This is a genomic window from Kribbella rubisoli (genome assembly GCF_004217145.1).
Classification (GTDB): Bacteria; Actinomycetota; Actinomycetes; order Propionibacteriales; family Kribbellaceae; genus Kribbella; species Kribbella rubisoli.
In genome coordinates, this window is sequence record NZ_SHKR01000016.1 from 120,875 (window position 1) to 136,491 (window position 15,617).

At 68.8% G+C, this 15,617-nt stretch carries 16 protein-coding genes and 1 pseudogene; 9 read left to right on the forward strand and 8 right to left on the reverse strand.

Annotated elements, in window-relative coordinates:
• Positions 1 to 9: 9 nt before the first annotated feature.
• Complete coding sequence (locus EV645_RS33170; protein ID WP_242000812.1) at positions 10 to 615, reverse strand: TetR/AcrR family transcriptional regulator; 606 nt, start codon at positions 613 to 615, stop codon at positions 10 to 12.
• Positions 616 to 706: 91 nt separating this feature from the next.
• Between EV645_RS33170 and EV645_RS33175 the strand changes: the two genes are divergently transcribed.
• From EV645_RS33175 to EV645_RS33190, 4 genes are all read left to right on the forward strand, one after another.
• Positions 707 to 1,456, forward strand: coding sequence for an SDR family NAD(P)-dependent oxidoreductase (locus EV645_RS33175; protein WP_130448029.1), 750 nt, complete (start codon positions 707 to 709; stop codon positions 1,454 to 1,456).
• Positions 1,457 to 1,521: 65 nt separating this feature from the next.
• Positions 1,522 to 1,890: a cupin domain-containing protein gene (locus EV645_RS33180; RefSeq protein WP_130448030.1), complete on the forward strand. Its 369-nt coding sequence runs from the start codon at positions 1,522 to 1,524 to the stop codon at positions 1,888 to 1,890.
• Entirely contained in the window at positions 1,887 to 2,300 is a 414-nt protein-coding gene (locus EV645_RS33185; RefSeq protein ID WP_130448031.1) for a hypothetical protein, read from the forward strand. Before EV645_RS33180 ends, EV645_RS33185 begins: the two co-directional genes overlap by 4 nt.
• Before the next feature lie 46 nt (positions 2,301 to 2,346).
• Entirely contained in the window at positions 2,347 to 4,032 is a 1,686-nt protein-coding gene (locus EV645_RS33190; RefSeq protein ID WP_130448032.1) for a hypothetical protein, read from the forward strand.
• Between the two features lie 2 nt (positions 4,033 to 4,034).
• Here EV645_RS33190 and EV645_RS33195 read toward each other — a convergent pair whose 3' ends face one another.
• From EV645_RS33195 to EV645_RS33205, 3 genes are all read right to left on the reverse strand, one after another.
• Entirely contained in the window at positions 4,035 to 4,424 is a 390-nt protein-coding gene (locus tag EV645_RS33195; RefSeq protein ID WP_130448033.1) for a VOC family protein, read from the reverse strand.
• A gap of 62 nt (positions 4,425 to 4,486) precedes the next feature.
• On the reverse strand, positions 4,487 to 5,221 hold the full coding sequence (locus EV645_RS33200; RefSeq protein ID WP_130448034.1) for a helix-turn-helix transcriptional regulator: 735 nt from the start codon (positions 5,219 to 5,221) through the stop codon (positions 4,487 to 4,489).
• Positions 5,222 to 5,262: 41 nt separating this feature from the next.
• Positions 5,263 to 5,889: a VOC family protein gene (locus EV645_RS33205; RefSeq protein ID WP_130448035.1), complete on the reverse strand. Its 627-nt coding sequence runs from the start codon at positions 5,887 to 5,889 to the stop codon at positions 5,263 to 5,265.
• Between the two features lie 126 nt (positions 5,890 to 6,015).
• On the opposite strand from EV645_RS33205, the gene EV645_RS33210 reads away from it, so the two are divergent.
• Complete coding sequence (locus tag EV645_RS33210) at positions 6,016 to 7,728, forward strand: cation:proton antiporter (RefSeq protein WP_130448036.1); 1,713 nt, start codon at positions 6,016 to 6,018, stop codon at positions 7,726 to 7,728.
• Here the strand turns inward: EV645_RS33210 and EV645_RS33215 are convergent.
• Both EV645_RS33215 and EV645_RS33220 read right to left on the reverse strand, forming a co-directional pair.
• Positions 7,725 to 8,462, reverse strand: a complete 738-nt coding sequence (locus EV645_RS33215; RefSeq protein ID WP_130448037.1) for an alpha/beta hydrolase family protein — start codon at positions 8,460 to 8,462, stop codon at positions 7,725 to 7,727. The genes EV645_RS33210 and EV645_RS33215 overlap by 4 nt on opposite strands.
• A 181-nt stretch (positions 8,463 to 8,643) precedes the next feature.
• Positions 8,644 to 10,044 (reverse strand): sulfatase family protein, encoded by a 1,401-nt coding sequence (locus tag EV645_RS33220; protein ID WP_130448038.1) that lies wholly within the window; start codon positions 10,042 to 10,044, stop codon positions 8,644 to 8,646.
• A 65-nt stretch (positions 10,045 to 10,109) separates the two neighbouring features.
• On the opposite strand from EV645_RS33220, the gene EV645_RS33225 reads away from it, so the two are divergent.
• The 4 genes and pseudogenes from EV645_RS33225 (at position 10,110) to EV645_RS42010 (ending at position 13,460) form a co-directional block, all read left to right on the forward strand.
• Positions 10,110 to 11,225, forward strand: a complete 1,116-nt coding sequence (locus EV645_RS33225; protein WP_198682032.1) for an ROK family protein — start codon at positions 10,110 to 10,112, stop codon at positions 11,223 to 11,225.
• The gene (locus EV645_RS33230) at positions 11,201 to 12,673 is read left to right on the forward strand and encodes a sulfatase family protein (protein WP_242000813.1); all 1,473 of its coding nucleotides are present in this window, start codon (positions 11,201 to 11,203) and stop codon (positions 12,671 to 12,673) included. The genes EV645_RS33225 and EV645_RS33230 overlap by 25 nt, the downstream gene beginning before the upstream one ends.
• A gap of 53 nt (positions 12,674 to 12,726) precedes the next feature.
• Positions 12,727 to 13,140 (forward strand): annotated as a pseudogene (locus tag EV645_RS43565) (alpha-L-arabinofuranosidase C-terminal domain-containing protein); the annotation flags it as partial.
• Positions 13,141 to 13,298: 158 nt separating this feature from the next.
• Positions 13,299 to 13,460, forward strand: a complete 162-nt coding sequence (locus EV645_RS42010; RefSeq protein WP_157997221.1) for a hypothetical protein — start codon at positions 13,299 to 13,301, stop codon at positions 13,458 to 13,460.
• Here EV645_RS42010 and EV645_RS33240 read toward each other — a convergent pair.
• Together EV645_RS33240 and EV645_RS33245 are read right to left on the reverse strand one after the other, a co-directional pair.
• Positions 13,450 to 14,019 carry a GNAT family N-acetyltransferase gene (locus EV645_RS33240; protein WP_130448040.1) on the reverse strand — a complete coding sequence of 190 codons (570 nt, stop codon included), beginning with the start codon at positions 14,017 to 14,019 and terminating at the stop codon, positions 13,450 to 13,452. The genes EV645_RS42010 and EV645_RS33240 overlap by 11 nt on opposite strands.
• The gene (locus tag EV645_RS33245; protein ID WP_198682033.1) at positions 14,016 to 15,614 is read right to left on the reverse strand and encodes a RecQ family ATP-dependent DNA helicase; all 1,599 of its coding nucleotides are present in this window, start codon (positions 15,612 to 15,614) and stop codon (positions 14,016 to 14,018) included. The genes EV645_RS33240 and EV645_RS33245 overlap by 4 nt, the downstream gene beginning before the upstream one ends.
• Positions 15,615 to 15,617: the final 3 nt, after the last annotated feature.

Consider the following 15,617-nt stretch of genomic DNA (forward strand, 5'->3'; position numbering starts at 1 on the left):
TGAACCCTACTAACGGGTCAAGGCGTGCAGATGGTCGATCATGGTGTCGACAGCGATCCGCAGCGGCGCGGGATCACGGCGTACCTGGCTCAGCAGCAGGCCGCCTTGCACGGCCGCCAGCATCGCGACGGCGAGGTCGGCCGGATCCGCGTCCGCGGCGAGCTCGCCACGCTCCCGCATCCGGACGAGGCCGTCGCGGATCAGCCCCTCCCACTGCTCGAAAGCGCCGGCGAGCTGGACCCGGGCGACCGGGTCGCTCTCGGACAGATCGCTGGCCAGCGAACCGAGGGGGCAGCCTCCGGCGCACTGCATGCCGGTCAGGATGCCGACCATCAGGTCCCGCCAGTTCGTCAGCGAGTCGATGGTGTCGAGGCTGCCCAGGCCGCTGTGCTGGATCTCCAGGACCTGCGCGGTCTGCTGCTCGATGACGGCCGACACCAGGGCGTCCTTGCCGGGGAAGTAGTGGTAGAGCTGCGACGGGCTGACGCCGGCGGCGGCCTGGATGTCCTCGATCGTCGTGCGGGCGACGCCCTGCTCGATCATCAGCCGTGCCGCGGCCGTGACGATCCGGTCGCGGGTCGCCTGGCCTTTCCTCGTCAGTCGCTGTGTCGTCACGCCTCGACGGTACCGATTTTGGAGTTGATACTCCAATTTGCCCGGCGAACTATTGGAGCAATCACTCCAACGACCTGGATGGGGAACGGATATGACGCAGGACTTCGCCGGCCGGACAGCGCTCGTGACCGGTGGCAACAGTGGGATCGGCCGGGCCGTGGCCGACCAGCTCGCACGACGCGGCGCGCACGTCGTGATCAGCGGGCGGGACGTCGCGCGCGGTACGAAGGCGGTCGAGGAGATCCGGGGCGAGGGCGGTACGGCGGACTTCGTCCGGGCCGATCTGGCCCAGCTGGACGAGGTGCGGTCGCTGGCGAAGCAGGCGATCGAGCTCGGCGGCGGGCACGTCGACGTACTGGTCAACAACGCGGGGATCTTCCCGTTCGGGCCGACGGCCGAGGTGGCGGACAGCGACTTCGACGCGGTGTACGCCGTGAACGTGCGCGCGCCGTTCTACCTGGTCGCCGAGCTCGCTCCGTTGATGGCGGCCCGGGGATCCGGCGCGATCGTCAACGTCACCACGATGGTCGCGTACTTCGGGATGGCGGGCATGGCGGCGTACGGCTCGAGCAAGGCGGCCGTGGAGCTGCTGACGAGGGCCTGGGCGGCCGAGTTCGGCGCGGCCGGGGTCCGGGTGAACGCCGTCAGCCCCGGACCGACGCGTACCGAGGGCACCGCGGTGATGGGTGAGAATCTCGACGGTCTGGCCGGGACGACCCCGCTGCAGCGAGTGGGCCGGCCGGAGGAGGTTGCCGCCGGCATCGTGTTCCTGGCGTCCGACGACGCATCGCTGATCCACGGCGCGACGCTGCCGGTCGACGGCGGACGCCTGGCGGTCTGACGAGCGTCACGATCGTTCCCCCGGGAGTTACGCAGTACGGGTAACTACTACCTGAGGAGGGCATCATGCCGAGTGCGAGCCTGGCCGCTACACCGGTGGCCGTCGAGATTCCCGAGCTGATCGGGCGGTACGCCGCGGTGGGTGACTACACCGTCGCGTTCGAGAGCTTCCCGCAGGACGTCGACCCGGCGCCGTACTTCGTCGGGCTGCCCGACGACCGGTGCCAGTGTCCGCACTGGGGTGTCGTGCAAACGGGCGAGATCACGTTCCGGTGGGCCGATCACAGCGAGACGTTCCGGGCCGGCGACGCGTACTACGCCGGTCCGGGACACCTGCCGATGATGATCGCCGGGACCGCCGTCGTCGAGTTCAGCCCGACCGCCGAGCTGGACAAGACGATGGCGGTCGTCGGCGCCAACCTGGAGAAGGTATGACCACCGTCGCGGTCCGGGCCGATGCCGCGGTGGCGCGGCTGGTCGAGTGGCTCGAGACCGGGGTGGCGCCGGACGGAATGTTCGCGGTGGACTGCTTTACCGATCTGAGCCTGCCGCACTGGCGGCGCCAGTTCGGGACAGGTGCAGAGACGCTGGCGGGCCGGCGAGAGCTGCATCCGTATCCGGGCGAGGTCCGGGTCGAGCGGGTTGATCGGACCGAGCGTGGGTTCGTGATCGCGTTCGAGGAGCGCTGGCCGCACGAAGGGCAGCACTGGTACTGCCGGGAGCAGATCGCTGCCGACGTCAACGATGCCGGCGCGATCACCGAGCTGCGGATCTACTGCACCGGCGACTGGGACGAGGCCCTGCAGGCGCAGCACGCGGCTGAGATTACGTTGCTTCGACCATAAGCAGCGCCCGGCTTCGACCGCCCGGATTCGCAGTACCGTGAGCGGTGTGACGAGCAGTCGGCGTGACACCGAGCTGGCGGCGCGGACCCGGGCGGTTCTCGATGCTGCGGCCGGTCATGTCTTCGGCACCGAACCCGGCCGGCTCGCGGCGGAGCTGTACGACGTACTCGCGCGGACGACCGACGACGCGGCCAGGGCCAGGGTTGCTGCGGCCCTGGCGCGTTGCTGGGTGTACGGCGGGCATGCGGACCGGGCTGCGCCGTTCGCGGACGAGGCGTTGGCACGCGCGGAGAAGACGGCGGACGCCGAGCTGATCGCGGACTGCCTCGACGCGGTGCTTGCTGCGCATTGGGGACCGGACGAGTTGGCGCTCCGGCAGCAGACCGCCGGCCGGCTGGACGAAGTATCCGCCCATGTGCTCGATCCCGGGGCGCGGCTCCGCGGTCAGCTGTGGGGCTTGCAGGTCGGATGGGAGACCTTGCGGGTGCCGGTGATCCAGCGTCAGCTGCGGGCGTTGGAGTTGCTGGCCGAGGAATCGCCGCGGGCCCGGTTCTTCGCGGCGTCCCGGCGGTGGATGTACGACCACGTGCGCGGCGTTTCCCGTCCGGAGCTGATCGACGTCGCGGAGGGGGCTGCGGCGGAGGCCGGGCTTGCCGATGCGTGGATGGTGACGAGCTTGATGCGCGGATACAGCGCCCTGCATGCCGGCGATGCGGAGACCGTGGCTGAGGTCAGCGAGAGGATGGAGGATTTCGCCCGCACCGAAGGCATCACGGAAGTCGCGGCGGAGGCCGCCGTAGTCTGGGCGTTGGCCGGCAGGGCCGATCGCGCCCGGCTCTTGCTGGAACAGCTCGGAGCAGATGTGCTGGACACACTCCCGCGCGACGTGAACTTCCTGCTCAACCTCCAGTGCGTGCTCGAGGCCGCGCTGGCAGTCGGAGACGAGCAGCTCGTCCGGACGGCGGCCGCGCTGCTGTCGCCGTACGAGAACCGGGCTGTCGTGAACGGCGGCGCTGTCTACTTCCACGGCGTCACGGACGACACACTGTCCCGTGCAGCCGCTCTCGTCGGCGACCTCGATCGCGCCGATCAACTACGCAGCCGAGCGCTGGCTACCTACTCGAGACTCGGCGCGACCTGGTGGTACGACCGCCTCCAGTCCGGCGGCGCTGTGGGCTGCACGGAGGCGGTCCATTTTCATCCGGCCGATGGCGGCGTTTGGGTGATCGGGGCCGGTGCCGGTCGACCGGTGCGAGGCCTGCGGGGCTTTGACTATCTCCACTTGCTTCTTGATCGGCCCGGCGAGAACGTCTCGGCCGTCGAGCTGGTCACCGGTGGCAAGGGTACGGTCATCCAGTCCGACAGCGGGCCGCGGATCGATCGGCAGGCTGCGGCGGCGTACCGGCAGCGCCTCGCCGACCTTGCCGCCGAACTCGCGGAGGCGGGCGATTGGGCGGACCTGTCCCGCGTCGAATCGCTCACCGCGGAGCGAGAAGCGCTCCTCGCCGAACTGAGCTCCGCCGAAGGCCTCGGCGGCCGCGCTCGCGCTACCGGCTCGACCGCCGAACGAGCCCGAGTCGCAGCCACCAAAGCCATCGCCGCCGCCATCACCCGGATCGATGCAGTCGATCCGGGTGTGGGCGCTCACCTCCGTGACGCGATCCGCACCGGCACCGACTGCACCTACCGGCCACGCCCCGATGACCGGCGGGCCTGGCTCCTCCGGACCTAGGGCTATGCGGCCGGCGGGGTGAAGATGCCGAACTGGTTGCCGGACGGGTCGCGGAGGTAGGCGAACGCCGGGGTGCCGGGGGCGGGGTCGGTGTTCTTGCTGATGAGCGTGCCGCCGAGTTGTTCCGCCTGAGCGCAGGTGGCTTCGAGGTCGGCGACGAGGATGTAGAAGACGGCGTGGTTGGGCAGCTGGCCGCCGGTGCCGAAGATGCCGCCCATCGGTTGCTGGGCGCCGGAGGCGGTGATGTTGCGGTAGTCCAGGCCGCCCGAGGTGAGGCTGCCGGACGACTCGAACGTCCAGTCGAACAGGTTGCCGTAGAACTTCTGCGCACCGTCCGGGTCGTCGCTCGCGACCTCGAACCAGGCCAGCGTGCCGGCGGCGGGATTCGTCATGGGATCTCTCCTTCGTCGAACTGTTTCGGTAGAGCCCACGGTTTCAGCGGTTCGCGACAGCCCTATGTCGGAGTTGGAAAAAGATCCTCGGGATGCAAGGCGACGGCCGGCAGTTTGGTCTCGAAGCCGTCGACGTGCAGGTCACCGGTGGCCTGCGGTCGGTGCGGCAGTATCGGCGTGCGCTCGGCCTTGGTGATGCGGTCCATCCGGAAGACCCGGTCCTCCCGGCGCAGATGGCACCAGGCCGTCAGGTAGGAGCCCTTCGGGCCGACGACCCAGTGTTGAGGCTCGACGTCGCGGACGGTTTCTACACCGTCGCCATCGGTGTAGAAGATCCGCAGTACCTGGTTGTCGCGGACGGCGCGCCAGATCTGCTCGGCGACGTCGCCGTCCGGATCAGGCGTCGGCCGGATCAGCAGCCGGATCTTCGCTGCCGCGGTGCGCGCCTCGTCGAGGGCGTGCTTCGGCATGGCGGCGACGATCTTCTGCAGCGCGGTCCGGGAGTCTCGGGCGAACAGCACCTGATCGCTGCCGCTCAGGGCGACAGCGACAGCCATTGCCTCACGGGCGGTGAAGTTGAGCGGTGGCAGGCTCATCGCCCGGTCCACGCTGTACCCGCCCGTGCGGCCCTGCTTCGTTGCCAGCGGCACTCCGGCCTGACCGAGCGCGCTCAGATCGCGCTCGATCGTCCTGACGCTGACCTCGAAACGGGCCGCCAACTGCCGCGCCGTACGTCCTCTCGGCCCCGCTGCCCGCAGTTCCTCGGCGAGGGCGTACAGCCGATCGATCCGGTTCATACAGGCAGGCTAAGGACCTCCACGGACAGTTACTGTGTCAGTTACTGGGGAAGCTCGGTGCCGGTGCCTTCCGCGAACATGTAGGCGGCGTACCAGGCCGGCCAGTTCGCGTCCGCTTCACCGGTGCGGGCCTCGTGCTCGCCGTGGGCGGCGGCTGCGCGCGTCAGCGCGGCCTCGAGGTCCTGGACCGTCATGTACGTCGTCTCCTCGACGCGCCCAGGCAGCCGCGTGGTGACCTCCTGCAGCAGCCAGGTGTTGCCGTCGGGGTCGCTGAACGTCGCGAACGAGCTGTAGCTCGCACTCTCGTCGGCCGGCCCGTCCACCCGCCCGTTCCCGTCGGCGACTTCGAACTGCGCACCGGGCGCGCCCGGGTGGAAGACCTCGCTGACCTTGGCGCCGTGCGCGAGCAGCTCCGACCGTGCCGCCTCGACATCGGTGACGACCAGGTAGAGCCCCTGCGCCGTACCCGGAGCAGCCGAGGTGATGTTCGTGCCGAACTGGACCGAGGCCGGCGAGCCCGGCGGCGTGAACTGGACGACGCGGAACCCGTTGTCGAACGCGAAGTCGGCGTCGAGCCGCCACCCGAGCCCGGTGTAGAACTCCTTCGACCGGTCGGTGTCCGCAACCGGGATGACGACGGCCTCGAGCTTCAGGTCGGTGTTGCTCATGTCTTCCTCCAGAGATGTTCTTGATCCGTTGACGCCTAATCTGCCGCCTGAGGACCGCAATGACACCAGGGAGAATCACTGGTCATTACCCTGGCGAGCTGATAGCGGGATCTAGACTGCCGTCGCGTGGACCACCAGTTCGTTCTGATTGCCGGTGCGGGGCTCGCGATCATGATCGCCGCGTCGGTGTTCGCGCGGCGGACCGGGGTGGCGGCGCCGTTGCTGCTGGTCGCGCTGGGGATCGGCGCGAGCTACCTGCCGAGTACGCCGGCGATCCACATCGAGCCCGAGATCATCCTCGCGGGCGTCCTCCCGCCGCTGCTGTACGCGTCGGCGGTCCAGCTGCCGGTTCTCGACGTACGGCGGAACGTGGCGCTGATCTCGTGGTTGTCGGTCGTGATGGTGATCGTGTCGGCGCTGGCGATCGGGGCGCTGGTGCACGCGCTGTTCCCGAGCATCTCGTTCGCGCTGGCGACCGCGCTCGGCGCCGTGGTGAGCCCGACCGACGCGGTCGCGGCGACGGCGATCGGGCACCGGGTCGGGCTGCCGCCACGGCTGATGACCGTGCTCGAAGGTGAGAGTCTCGTCAACGACGCGTCGGCGCTCGTCGTTCTCCGTACGGCGGTCGCCGCGCTCGCCGTGACGACGCACTTCAGCCTCGGCGACACGATCCTCGACTTCGCCTGGGCGGTCGTCGGCGCAGTGCTGATCGGGCTGGTTGTCGGTGTGCTCACGGCTCTGTTGCGCCAGCGGCTCGACGATCCGGTGCTGAACACGACGATCTCGTTCGCCGTACCGTTCCTTGCGTACTTCCCGGCCGAGGAGGTGGGCGCTTCCGGCGTACTCGCCGTAGTGATGGCCGGTCTGCTGACGGGCGCGGTGGGGAGCCGGAGGTTCAGTGCGCGGGACCGGCAGACGCAGGCGACCACGTGGACGACGATCAGCTTCATCCTGGAGAGCGGCGTCTTCCTCGCGATGGGTTACCAGCTGCCGGAGCTCGTCAACGACGCCCGCGCGGAGACGACGGTCGGTGAGATCACGGCGCTCGTGCTGCTGGTGGTCGGCCTGCTGATTGCGCTGCGGTTCCTTGGGTTGGCGTGGCCCGCCCTGCAGTTCCGGTTCGGCTCGAGCAATCGCACCGAGCAGACCCGGGCCAGGCTGAGCCAGTTCGAGGAACACCTCGACGCGATGGAGCCGTCGGGGGAGCGGGAGGAGAGCCGCCTCGCTTGGGCTCGCAAACGGCTGGCCCGCGGTCAGGCGGACGCGGATTTCGAGGAGCGCGAACCGATCACGGCCCGTGGGATGCTCGTGCTCGCCTGGGCCGGGATGCGTGGAGTCGTCACGGTCGCGGCAGCCCAGACCATTCCGGCCGGTACGCCGCACCGCGCGACCGTCGTACTCGCAGCGTTCATCGTCGCGCTGATCACGCTCGTGGGCTTCGGTCTGTCGCTGCCCGCGGTGATCGCGCGGATGCGGTTCCGCCCGGAGAGCGCCGAGGAGAAGCGCGACTCCGTGACGGCGCTGATGCGGCAGATCGGAGAGGCCGCGATCGACGCGCTCGGCCCGCTGGAGGAGCAGACCGTCGACGGCGAACCGCTCGATCCCGAAGCGGTCAGCGCGCTGAAGGAACGGATCGTGCCTCGGCTGGTGTCCGGGAGCCGGCAGCTCCGGGACACCAAGCCGGACACGCGCGAACAGATGGCCGTCCTGCAGCGGCGGTATCTGGACGCGATGCGGGAGGCCCTCGAGGCGGAGCGGAGTGTCGGCGCCTACAGCTCAGACGCCTACCGCTTCGTCGAAGGCTTCCTCGACACGTTCGAGCAACGCTTCACCGCCTAACGCAGGTGACGTGTGAAGAACCGCACCATGCTGTCGGCCTCGAAGCGCGGCACGTCTTTGTGAGCGCCCGCGTTGGCGTGCAGGCTCTTCTCCGTTGATGCGAACGCATCGAACAACGCCATCCCGGATTGCCGCGGGATGTGCTGGTCGTCCCATTGCAGCGCGAACTCGACCGGCACCTTGATCCGACGGGCATGCTCGGCGAGCGTCTCGTCGTACCAGAAGATGCCGAACACCGCTGCGGTGATCCGCGGATCGACGGCCGTCAGCGGTATGCCGATGGCCGTGCCCATGTTGAGCCCGAAGTACCCGAACGGACCGGCGATCCCGGGGAGCTGCTCGAGTGCGTCGAGGGTTGCCTGCCATTCGGGTACGGCGCGCTCGGCCAGGTGGAGGTTGTACGGGACCACGATCGGGCCGACCGGTTCGCCGACCTCCATCGCGTGCTGCATCGCGACGGTTTCGCGCTCGTCCCGCGCCGTACACGGCCGGTCGCCGTGGCCGGGAGCGTCGATCGAAACGGCGTGGAATCCGGCCGCTGTGAGCAGCTGAGCCCGCCCGACCATCGGGGCAGCCTTGCTGTCGCGCCCGCCGCCGTGGCCGAGGAGCACCACAGGAGCTTGGTCGACGTCCGCGGGTGACCAGAGCATGCCGTGGACGTCGCCGAGGGTGAACTCGCGTTCGAGGACGCCGTTCGTGGTGGCGGTGCTGATCAACTGCAAAGAAGTAGTCATGATCGTGCCTTTCCAGGAGTGCCTGCGTGTTGGCGCTCCTGGCGACACCTACGTCGGTCGCCGCTCCGTGACGGTGAGAGGGAGCACCCATCTCGATACCTCGCGCATGGTGCTCACCTCCTCGTGTGAAGTCACGTTCGCCGGGAACGGTACAGGTCGGGCGGGTGCCGCCGCCATTGAATTACCAGTCGGCGACGCGTTCCTGACTTCGGTCCTCGGTGGCGACCAGCACGTCCAGCAGGAACTCCTGCAGGTCGGTGCGGATGTCGCGGTGGAGCGGATCGTCCCAGAGGTTCTGCAGCTCGTCGGGGTCGGCGGTCAGGTCGTACAGCTCGCCGGTGCGCTCGTGGGAGGTCGCGTGCTGGACGACGAGCTTCCACTGGTCGCGGCGGAGCATGGTGAGGTGGACGGGTGGATCGTACGGGTGGCCGCTGTTGCGGTACTCGCTCAACGCCCAGCCGCGACCGGTCTGCTGATTAGTGGCCAAGGACAACAGGTCTTGGCCCTGGCCGCGAGGCTGCAGTCCGGCGGCGGTGAGGATGGTCGGGGCCAGGTCGATCCATTGGACCAGCTCGGCGCAGCGCGTGCCGGACTTCACGTGGGACGGCCAGCGGAGGATGAGCGGGACGCGGACCGCCTGCTCGTACATCATCGGGCCCTTGAGCATCAGCTGGTGGTCGCCGAGCATTTCGCCGTGGTCGCTGGTGAAGATCACGAGCGTGTCGTCACTCAGCCCTTGGGCGTCGAGGGCGTCGAGGATGCGGCCGACTTCGTCGTCCACGAGCGTGACCATCGCGTAGTACGCGGCCTTGACCTCTTGGAGTTCCTCGGGGGAGTACGACGTGTAGCCGCGCGCGTGTCCGGCGTACGACGCCTCTGAGGCCTCGGACTGGATCGGGGGCTTGCTCGCGAGGTCGTCGGGGATGGGGCGGGACAGCTGCTTCTCGCGGTAGCGGCGTACGTAGTCGTCGGGGGCGCCGAAGCCGTGGTGCGGGTCGAAGAAGTTCGCGATGAACAGGAAGGGCTTGTCGCGATCGCGGGAGTGGGTGAGGAAATCGACGGTCTGGTCGCCGATCCACCGGCTGTAGTGCAGGTCGGTCGGGAGGGAGTCGTAGTCGATGGCCATACCCTCGGCGCCGGCGAGGTCGGGGCGGAGCGTATGGAGCCAGCGGTGGTATTCGTTCTCGGAGGAGCCCGGGTACGGGTCGTGCGCCCAGCGGAAGACGCGGAAGCCGTCGTCGAGGCGCTTCTCGGACCTGCCGCCGAAGCAGGCGTTCAGGTGGAACTTGCCGACGAGGCCGCAGTCGTAGCCGGCGTCGGCCAGATCCTTGGTGAACAGGCGCTCGTGGTCGGGCAGGCCGACACCGTTCGCCCAGAGGCCGTGGGCGTGGACATACCGGCCGGTCATCAGGCTCGCGCGGGAGGGGGCGCAGACCGGGCTCTGGACGTAGCAGTTCTCGAAGAGCACGCCTTGCGCGGCGAGGCGGTCAAGGTTCGGCGTCTCGATCTCGTCGTTGCCGTAGGCACCCAATGCCGAGAACCGTTGCTGGTCGGTGCAGATGAGCAGGACGTTGGGCGGCATGCAGCTCAGTCTATTAAATTCGGACTGTTGACAAAAATATGCCACACCGGCCAAAGTCAGATCCTGTGGCAACCAAGTCCTTCGGCCCGCTCCGGCTTCTCCGAGAAACACACGAAGGCCGGGTCCTCACTGCCCTGCGGACCCAGGGCCCGCTCACTCGCGCCCAGTTGGCCGACCAGACGGGCCTGTCCCGCGCGACCCTGTCCTCGATCGTCCAAACCCTCCTCGCGAACCAGGCGGTCACCGAGGCGGGTCCGAGCGAAGCTGCCGCGATCCGTGGGAGGGGGCGACCGGTCTCGGTGCTGACGCTGAACCCGGCGGGCGGGCTCGCGGTGGGGATGGATCTGGGACACCGTCGGATTCAGGTGACGGTCGCGAACGTTGCGCACGAGATCGTCGCGTCCGATGGGATCGCCTGCGCGGAACGTACGCCTTGGGTACGTCGAGTGCAGCTCGCGATCGACCTGGTCGACGGGCTGACCACCCGCCACGCCATCTCGCTGTCTTCGCTGGCCGGACTTGGAGTGGGCATCGTCGGCCCAGTCCCATCGGACCGAGCCGGGTTGGTGCGTGATGCGCTGGCCGGGCGGTTCGGCGTACCGGTGTTTGTGGACAACAACACCCGGCTTGCTGCGCTCGCGGAGGCGACCTGGGGCGCGGCGGCCGGGGTTGAGAGTGTGCTTTACCTGCGGCTCTCGTACGGCGTCGGTGGCGGGCTGGTGCTCGGCGGGCGGCTGCTGGCGGGGGCCGGCGGAGCGGCGGGGGAGTTGGGGCATATCAGCGTCGACCGGGACGGACCGCGGTGTTCGTGCGGCGGGCGCGGCTGCCTGGAGCGGTATCTGGCAAGCCTGCTCGACGAGTACGGCGGCTTCGACGAGCTCATCCAGGCAGCCGGCGCGATGAAGGCGGCCGGCACGTGCGTCGGCGAGGTCCTGGCCGCTGCCTGCAACACCGTCAACCCCGAGGTGGTCGTGATCGGCGGCGAGCTGACCGGCGCAGGGGAGGACCTGTTCCGCCCGCTCCGCGCCGCCCTCCGCGGACACACCCACACGCAGGTCCACCGCAGCCTGCGCGTCACGCAAGCAGAGCTCGGGTACGACGCGGCCGCCCGCGGCGGGATCGCTCTCGTGCTCACCAACCCACCCGAGGAGGCCGAGTGGCGAAGAACATCCTGTTCCTGATGACCGACCAGCACCGCGTCGACACATTAGGGTGCTACGGCAACCAAATCTGCGAGACCCCGAACCTCGACGCTCTCGCCGCATCCGGCACCCGCTTCACCAACGGCTTCACCCCGACGGCGATCTGTACGCCGGCCCGCGCGACCCTGCAAACCGGCGTACTCCCGTATCGCCACACTCTCCTCGCGAACTACGAACGCAACGTCGGCTACCGCGAGGAACTCGACGACACCTTCCCCGTCTTCTCCCACTACCTCACCGGCTACCAACTGGGCCATGTCGGCAAGTGGCACGTCGGCAAGGACAAGGGCCCGCGCGACTTCGGGTACGACGGCGAGCACTACCCGGGCTGGGGCAATGCCGTCGATCACCCCGACTACCTCAGCTACCTGGCCAAGCACGGCTACCCGCCGTTCAGCGTCCGCGACTCGGTCCGCGGCACCTTTGCCAACGGTGAACCGGGCAACCTTCTCGCCGGCATCCTCGAGCAGCCCGTCGAGGCGACGTTCGAGTACTTCCTTGCCGAGCGCACCATCGAGCAACTCCGCCGCTTCGCCGCCGACGGCCGCCCGTTCTACCTCACCTGCAACTGGTTCGGCCCCCACCTCCCGTACCTGTTGCCCGAGGACTACTACTTCCGGTACGACGCCGCGCAGGTCGAGCTCCCCGCATCCGTCGCGGAGACGTTCGCCGGCAAACCGCGCGTCCAGCAGCACTACTCGTCGCACTGGACCTACGACAGCATCGGCCCGGACCGCTGGCGTGAACTCGTCGCGGCGTACTGGGGTTATGTCACGCTCATCGACGAGCAGATCGGCCGCATCCTCGCCGTCGTCGACGAGCTCGGCCTCACCGACGACACCGCCGTACTGTTCACCGCCGACCACGGGGAGTTCACCGGCGCACATCGCCTGCACGACAAAGGCCCAGCGATGTACGACGACATCTATCGTGTCCCGCTGATCGCCAAGGTCCCCGGTCTACCGGCCCGCGTGGAGGACTCCTTTGCGACTCTGACCGACCTGACGCCGACGTTCCTCGAGTTGGCCGATGTCGAGCCGCCTGAGCACTATCAGGGCCGCTCGCTGATGCCTTTGATCAAGGGCGAGCGGCCGGACGACTGGCCGACGGAGGTTATCGCCGAGTTCCACGGCCACCACTTCCCGTACCCGCAGCGGATGATCCGCACCGACCGCTACAAGCTCGTCGTCAACCCGGCCGACGTCAACGAGCTGTACGACCTCTCGACCGATCCGGACGAGCTCCACAACCGCAACCAGCATCCCGAGCTTGCTGAAGTACGCCGTGAGCTGACGACCCGCCTGTACGACGTACTCCGGGACCGGGGCGACAACTTCTACCACTGGATGACGTCGATGTTCGAGGTCGGCGGCAAGAGCTACGACACCGCGCTCAGCGCACTCGATCAGGAGGCAGCACGCCCGTGACCCAGCCTGCCGAGATCAACATCCGCCGCGACCGGCGCCACTCCATCGACCCGATGATCTACGGCCATTTCCTGGAGTCGGCCTTCTTCGGCAACATCCAGGGCGGTGTCTTCGACGAGGGCTCACCGCTGGCGTACGGCGGGGACGACGTACGCAGCGGACTGCGGACGGACGTGATCAAGCTCTGCCAGGAGCTCGGGCTCCCGGTCGTGCGCTGGCCCGGCGGAAACTTCACCTCGGCGTACCACTGGGAGGACGGGATCGGCCCGCGCGAGGCGCGTCCGCGGCGGCTCGAGCTGGCGTGGGGCTCGGAGGAGGACAACCACTTCGGCACCGACGAGTTCCTGACCTGGTGCGCCGAGGTCGCCACGGAACCGTACCTCGCGCACAGCTGCCGGGATGTCGACGAGGCGGTGCGCTGGGTCGAGTACACGAACTACGGCGGCGACACGGAGTACACCCGCAAGCGCGGGCGTGCGCCGTACGGCGTGAAGTACTGGGGTCTGGGCAACGAAGTGTACGGCGACTGGCAGATGGGTCACCGGACCGCCGAGGCGTACGCCGCCGACGCCGCCGAGCACGCCCGCTTCATGCGAGCCGTCGAGACTCGCTGCCGCCGCGGGCCATGGTTAAGCAGTTGGGCGCAGACGACGTACTGGCTTCCAACACACTCAGCCATCCGGACGCCGTCGTACTCCGCGACCTCGGCGTACTCGATCTCCCCGAGCCGAGCTACGAGTTCCCGGCGCGCAGCATCACGCTGCTGTCGTTCGCCGTCAGTGGATGACGAGGCGCATCAGGATGCGGGGGTGGCCGGCCAGGGTCGAGGTGGTGTCGGCGGACTTGGTGAAGCCGGCCTGTTCGAAGTTCTTGCGGAGGCCGGCGTACGCCATCGTCAGGTCGACCTTGCTGTCGCCGTTGTCCAGGGGATAGGCCTCCACGACCGGTGCGCCGTTCGTGCGGGCGAAGTCGACCGCGCCGGCGATCAGCGCGTGCGAGATGCCCTGACCGCGATGGCCCGGACGGACGCGGATGCACCAGAGCGACCACACCGGAAGGTCGTCGACGTGCGGGATCTTCCGGTTTCGGGCGAAGTTCGTTGCCGCGCGCGGTGCGATCGCGGCCCAGCCGACCGGCGTGTCTCCGTCGTACGCGAGGACTCCAGGCGCTGGCTTCTCCTTGCAGAGTTCGGCGACGTAGTCAGCGCGCGCCGGACCCTTGAGCTCGTTGTTGAGCTTGGACGGGATGCGGTAGCTCAGGCAGAAGCACACAGTGGAGGTCGGTGCCTTGGGCCCGATAACCGCGCGGACGTCCTCGAAGACGGTGGCCGGACGTACGTCGATCATTCGGCCTCCAGCAGTTGGTTGTGGATCATGAACGCAGTACGGAGTTCCTTGTAGCCGACGCGATCGAACAGGACCGTCATCGTCGTACCGTCGTAGTGCTCGACCAGACCGGCGCCGAACTTGCGGTGCTTCACCCGGCTGCCGATCGGGAACGGCTCCTCCTCGGGCGGAGCCGCCGTACGGCCGGCCAGGTCGTTGTCGCAGTTGCCGCACGGGCCTTCGTAGTGCTCGCCGAAGTAGCTCAGCAGCCACTCACGCCGGCAGCCGCCGTACTCCGCGTACGTCGACATCATCTCGACCCGGGACTTGGCGACCTCGCGCCGATCGTGCTCGACCGCCGAAGCAGCCGCGACGGCTTTGTCGACGTCGACCCGGCGGGCCAGGTGGAACTGGTGGCCGATGGCAACGACTCGGGCGTCGGTCAGCCGACCTAGCGCGCGTTCGACGCGGGCCGTACCGAGGTGGGTCGCGGCGGTGAGCTCGGCGATGCTCGCGGGCCGGTGCTCGTCGATGGCGGTCGCGACGGCGACGAGGTCCTCGTCGGTCACGCCGCCAGAGGCGAAGAAGCGGTTCAGGCCGAGGTCGGCGTGCCGGAAGAAGAGCTCGATATCGGCCGGTTCGCCGTCGCGGCCCGCGCGGCCGATCTCCTGGTAGTACGCGTCGATCGAGGACGGCGCCTCGGCGTGACTGACCCAGCGGATGTCGGGCTTGTCGATCCCCATCCCGAACGCGATCGTCGCCACGACGACACGGCAGTCGCCCGCGAGGAAGGTGTCCTGGACCTCGCGGCGCTGCTTGGCCGACAGCCCGGCGTGGTACGCCTGCGCGGACACGCCCGCGGTGTTGAGATCGGACGCCAGGTCCTCGGCGTGGCGGTGCGTGGCGACGTACACGATGCCCGGGCCGCGGGACGACCGGACATGGCTGAGCAGGCGGCGGTTCTTGGTGTCGTCGTCGGCGAAGGTGAACACCGCGAGGTTGAGGTTCGGCCGGTCGAAGCCGCCGACGACGACTGCCGGATCGTCCAGCTCGAGGCGATGCGCGATCTGCTTGCGTACCGGCGGGGCGGCCGTCGCGGTCAGCGCGAGCACCGGCGGCCGTCCCATCGCCTTGATCGCGGCCGCCAGCCGGAGGTAGTCGGGCCGGAAGTCCTCGCCCCACTCGCTCACCAGATGCGCCTCGTCCACGGCGAGCAACCGCGGCCGTGACTTCGCCAGCAGTTCGAGTACGTCGGCATGCGTCAGCTGCTCCGGCGACATCAGCACGAACCCCGGCCGCCCGTCCATGAGCAGCTCGCGAGCCGCACGCCCGCCGGCGCGATCGGTCGCATTCAGCTCGGCAACCTCGACACCGGCCGGATGCTTCGCCAACGCCCGCAACTGGTCCCGCTGCAAGGCCACCAGCGGACTGACCACCACTGTCACGCCGCCGAGAGCCAGACCCGCGAGCTGGTAGATCGCCGTCTTGCCGGTCCCGGTTGCGAGCACGGCCAACGTGTCCCGCCCGTCGAGCACCGCTCGAACGGCGTCCTCCTGCCCCGGCCGCAACGACTCGTACCCCAGCCACTCGCGAGCAAGCGCGACGATGTCCCTCACGGT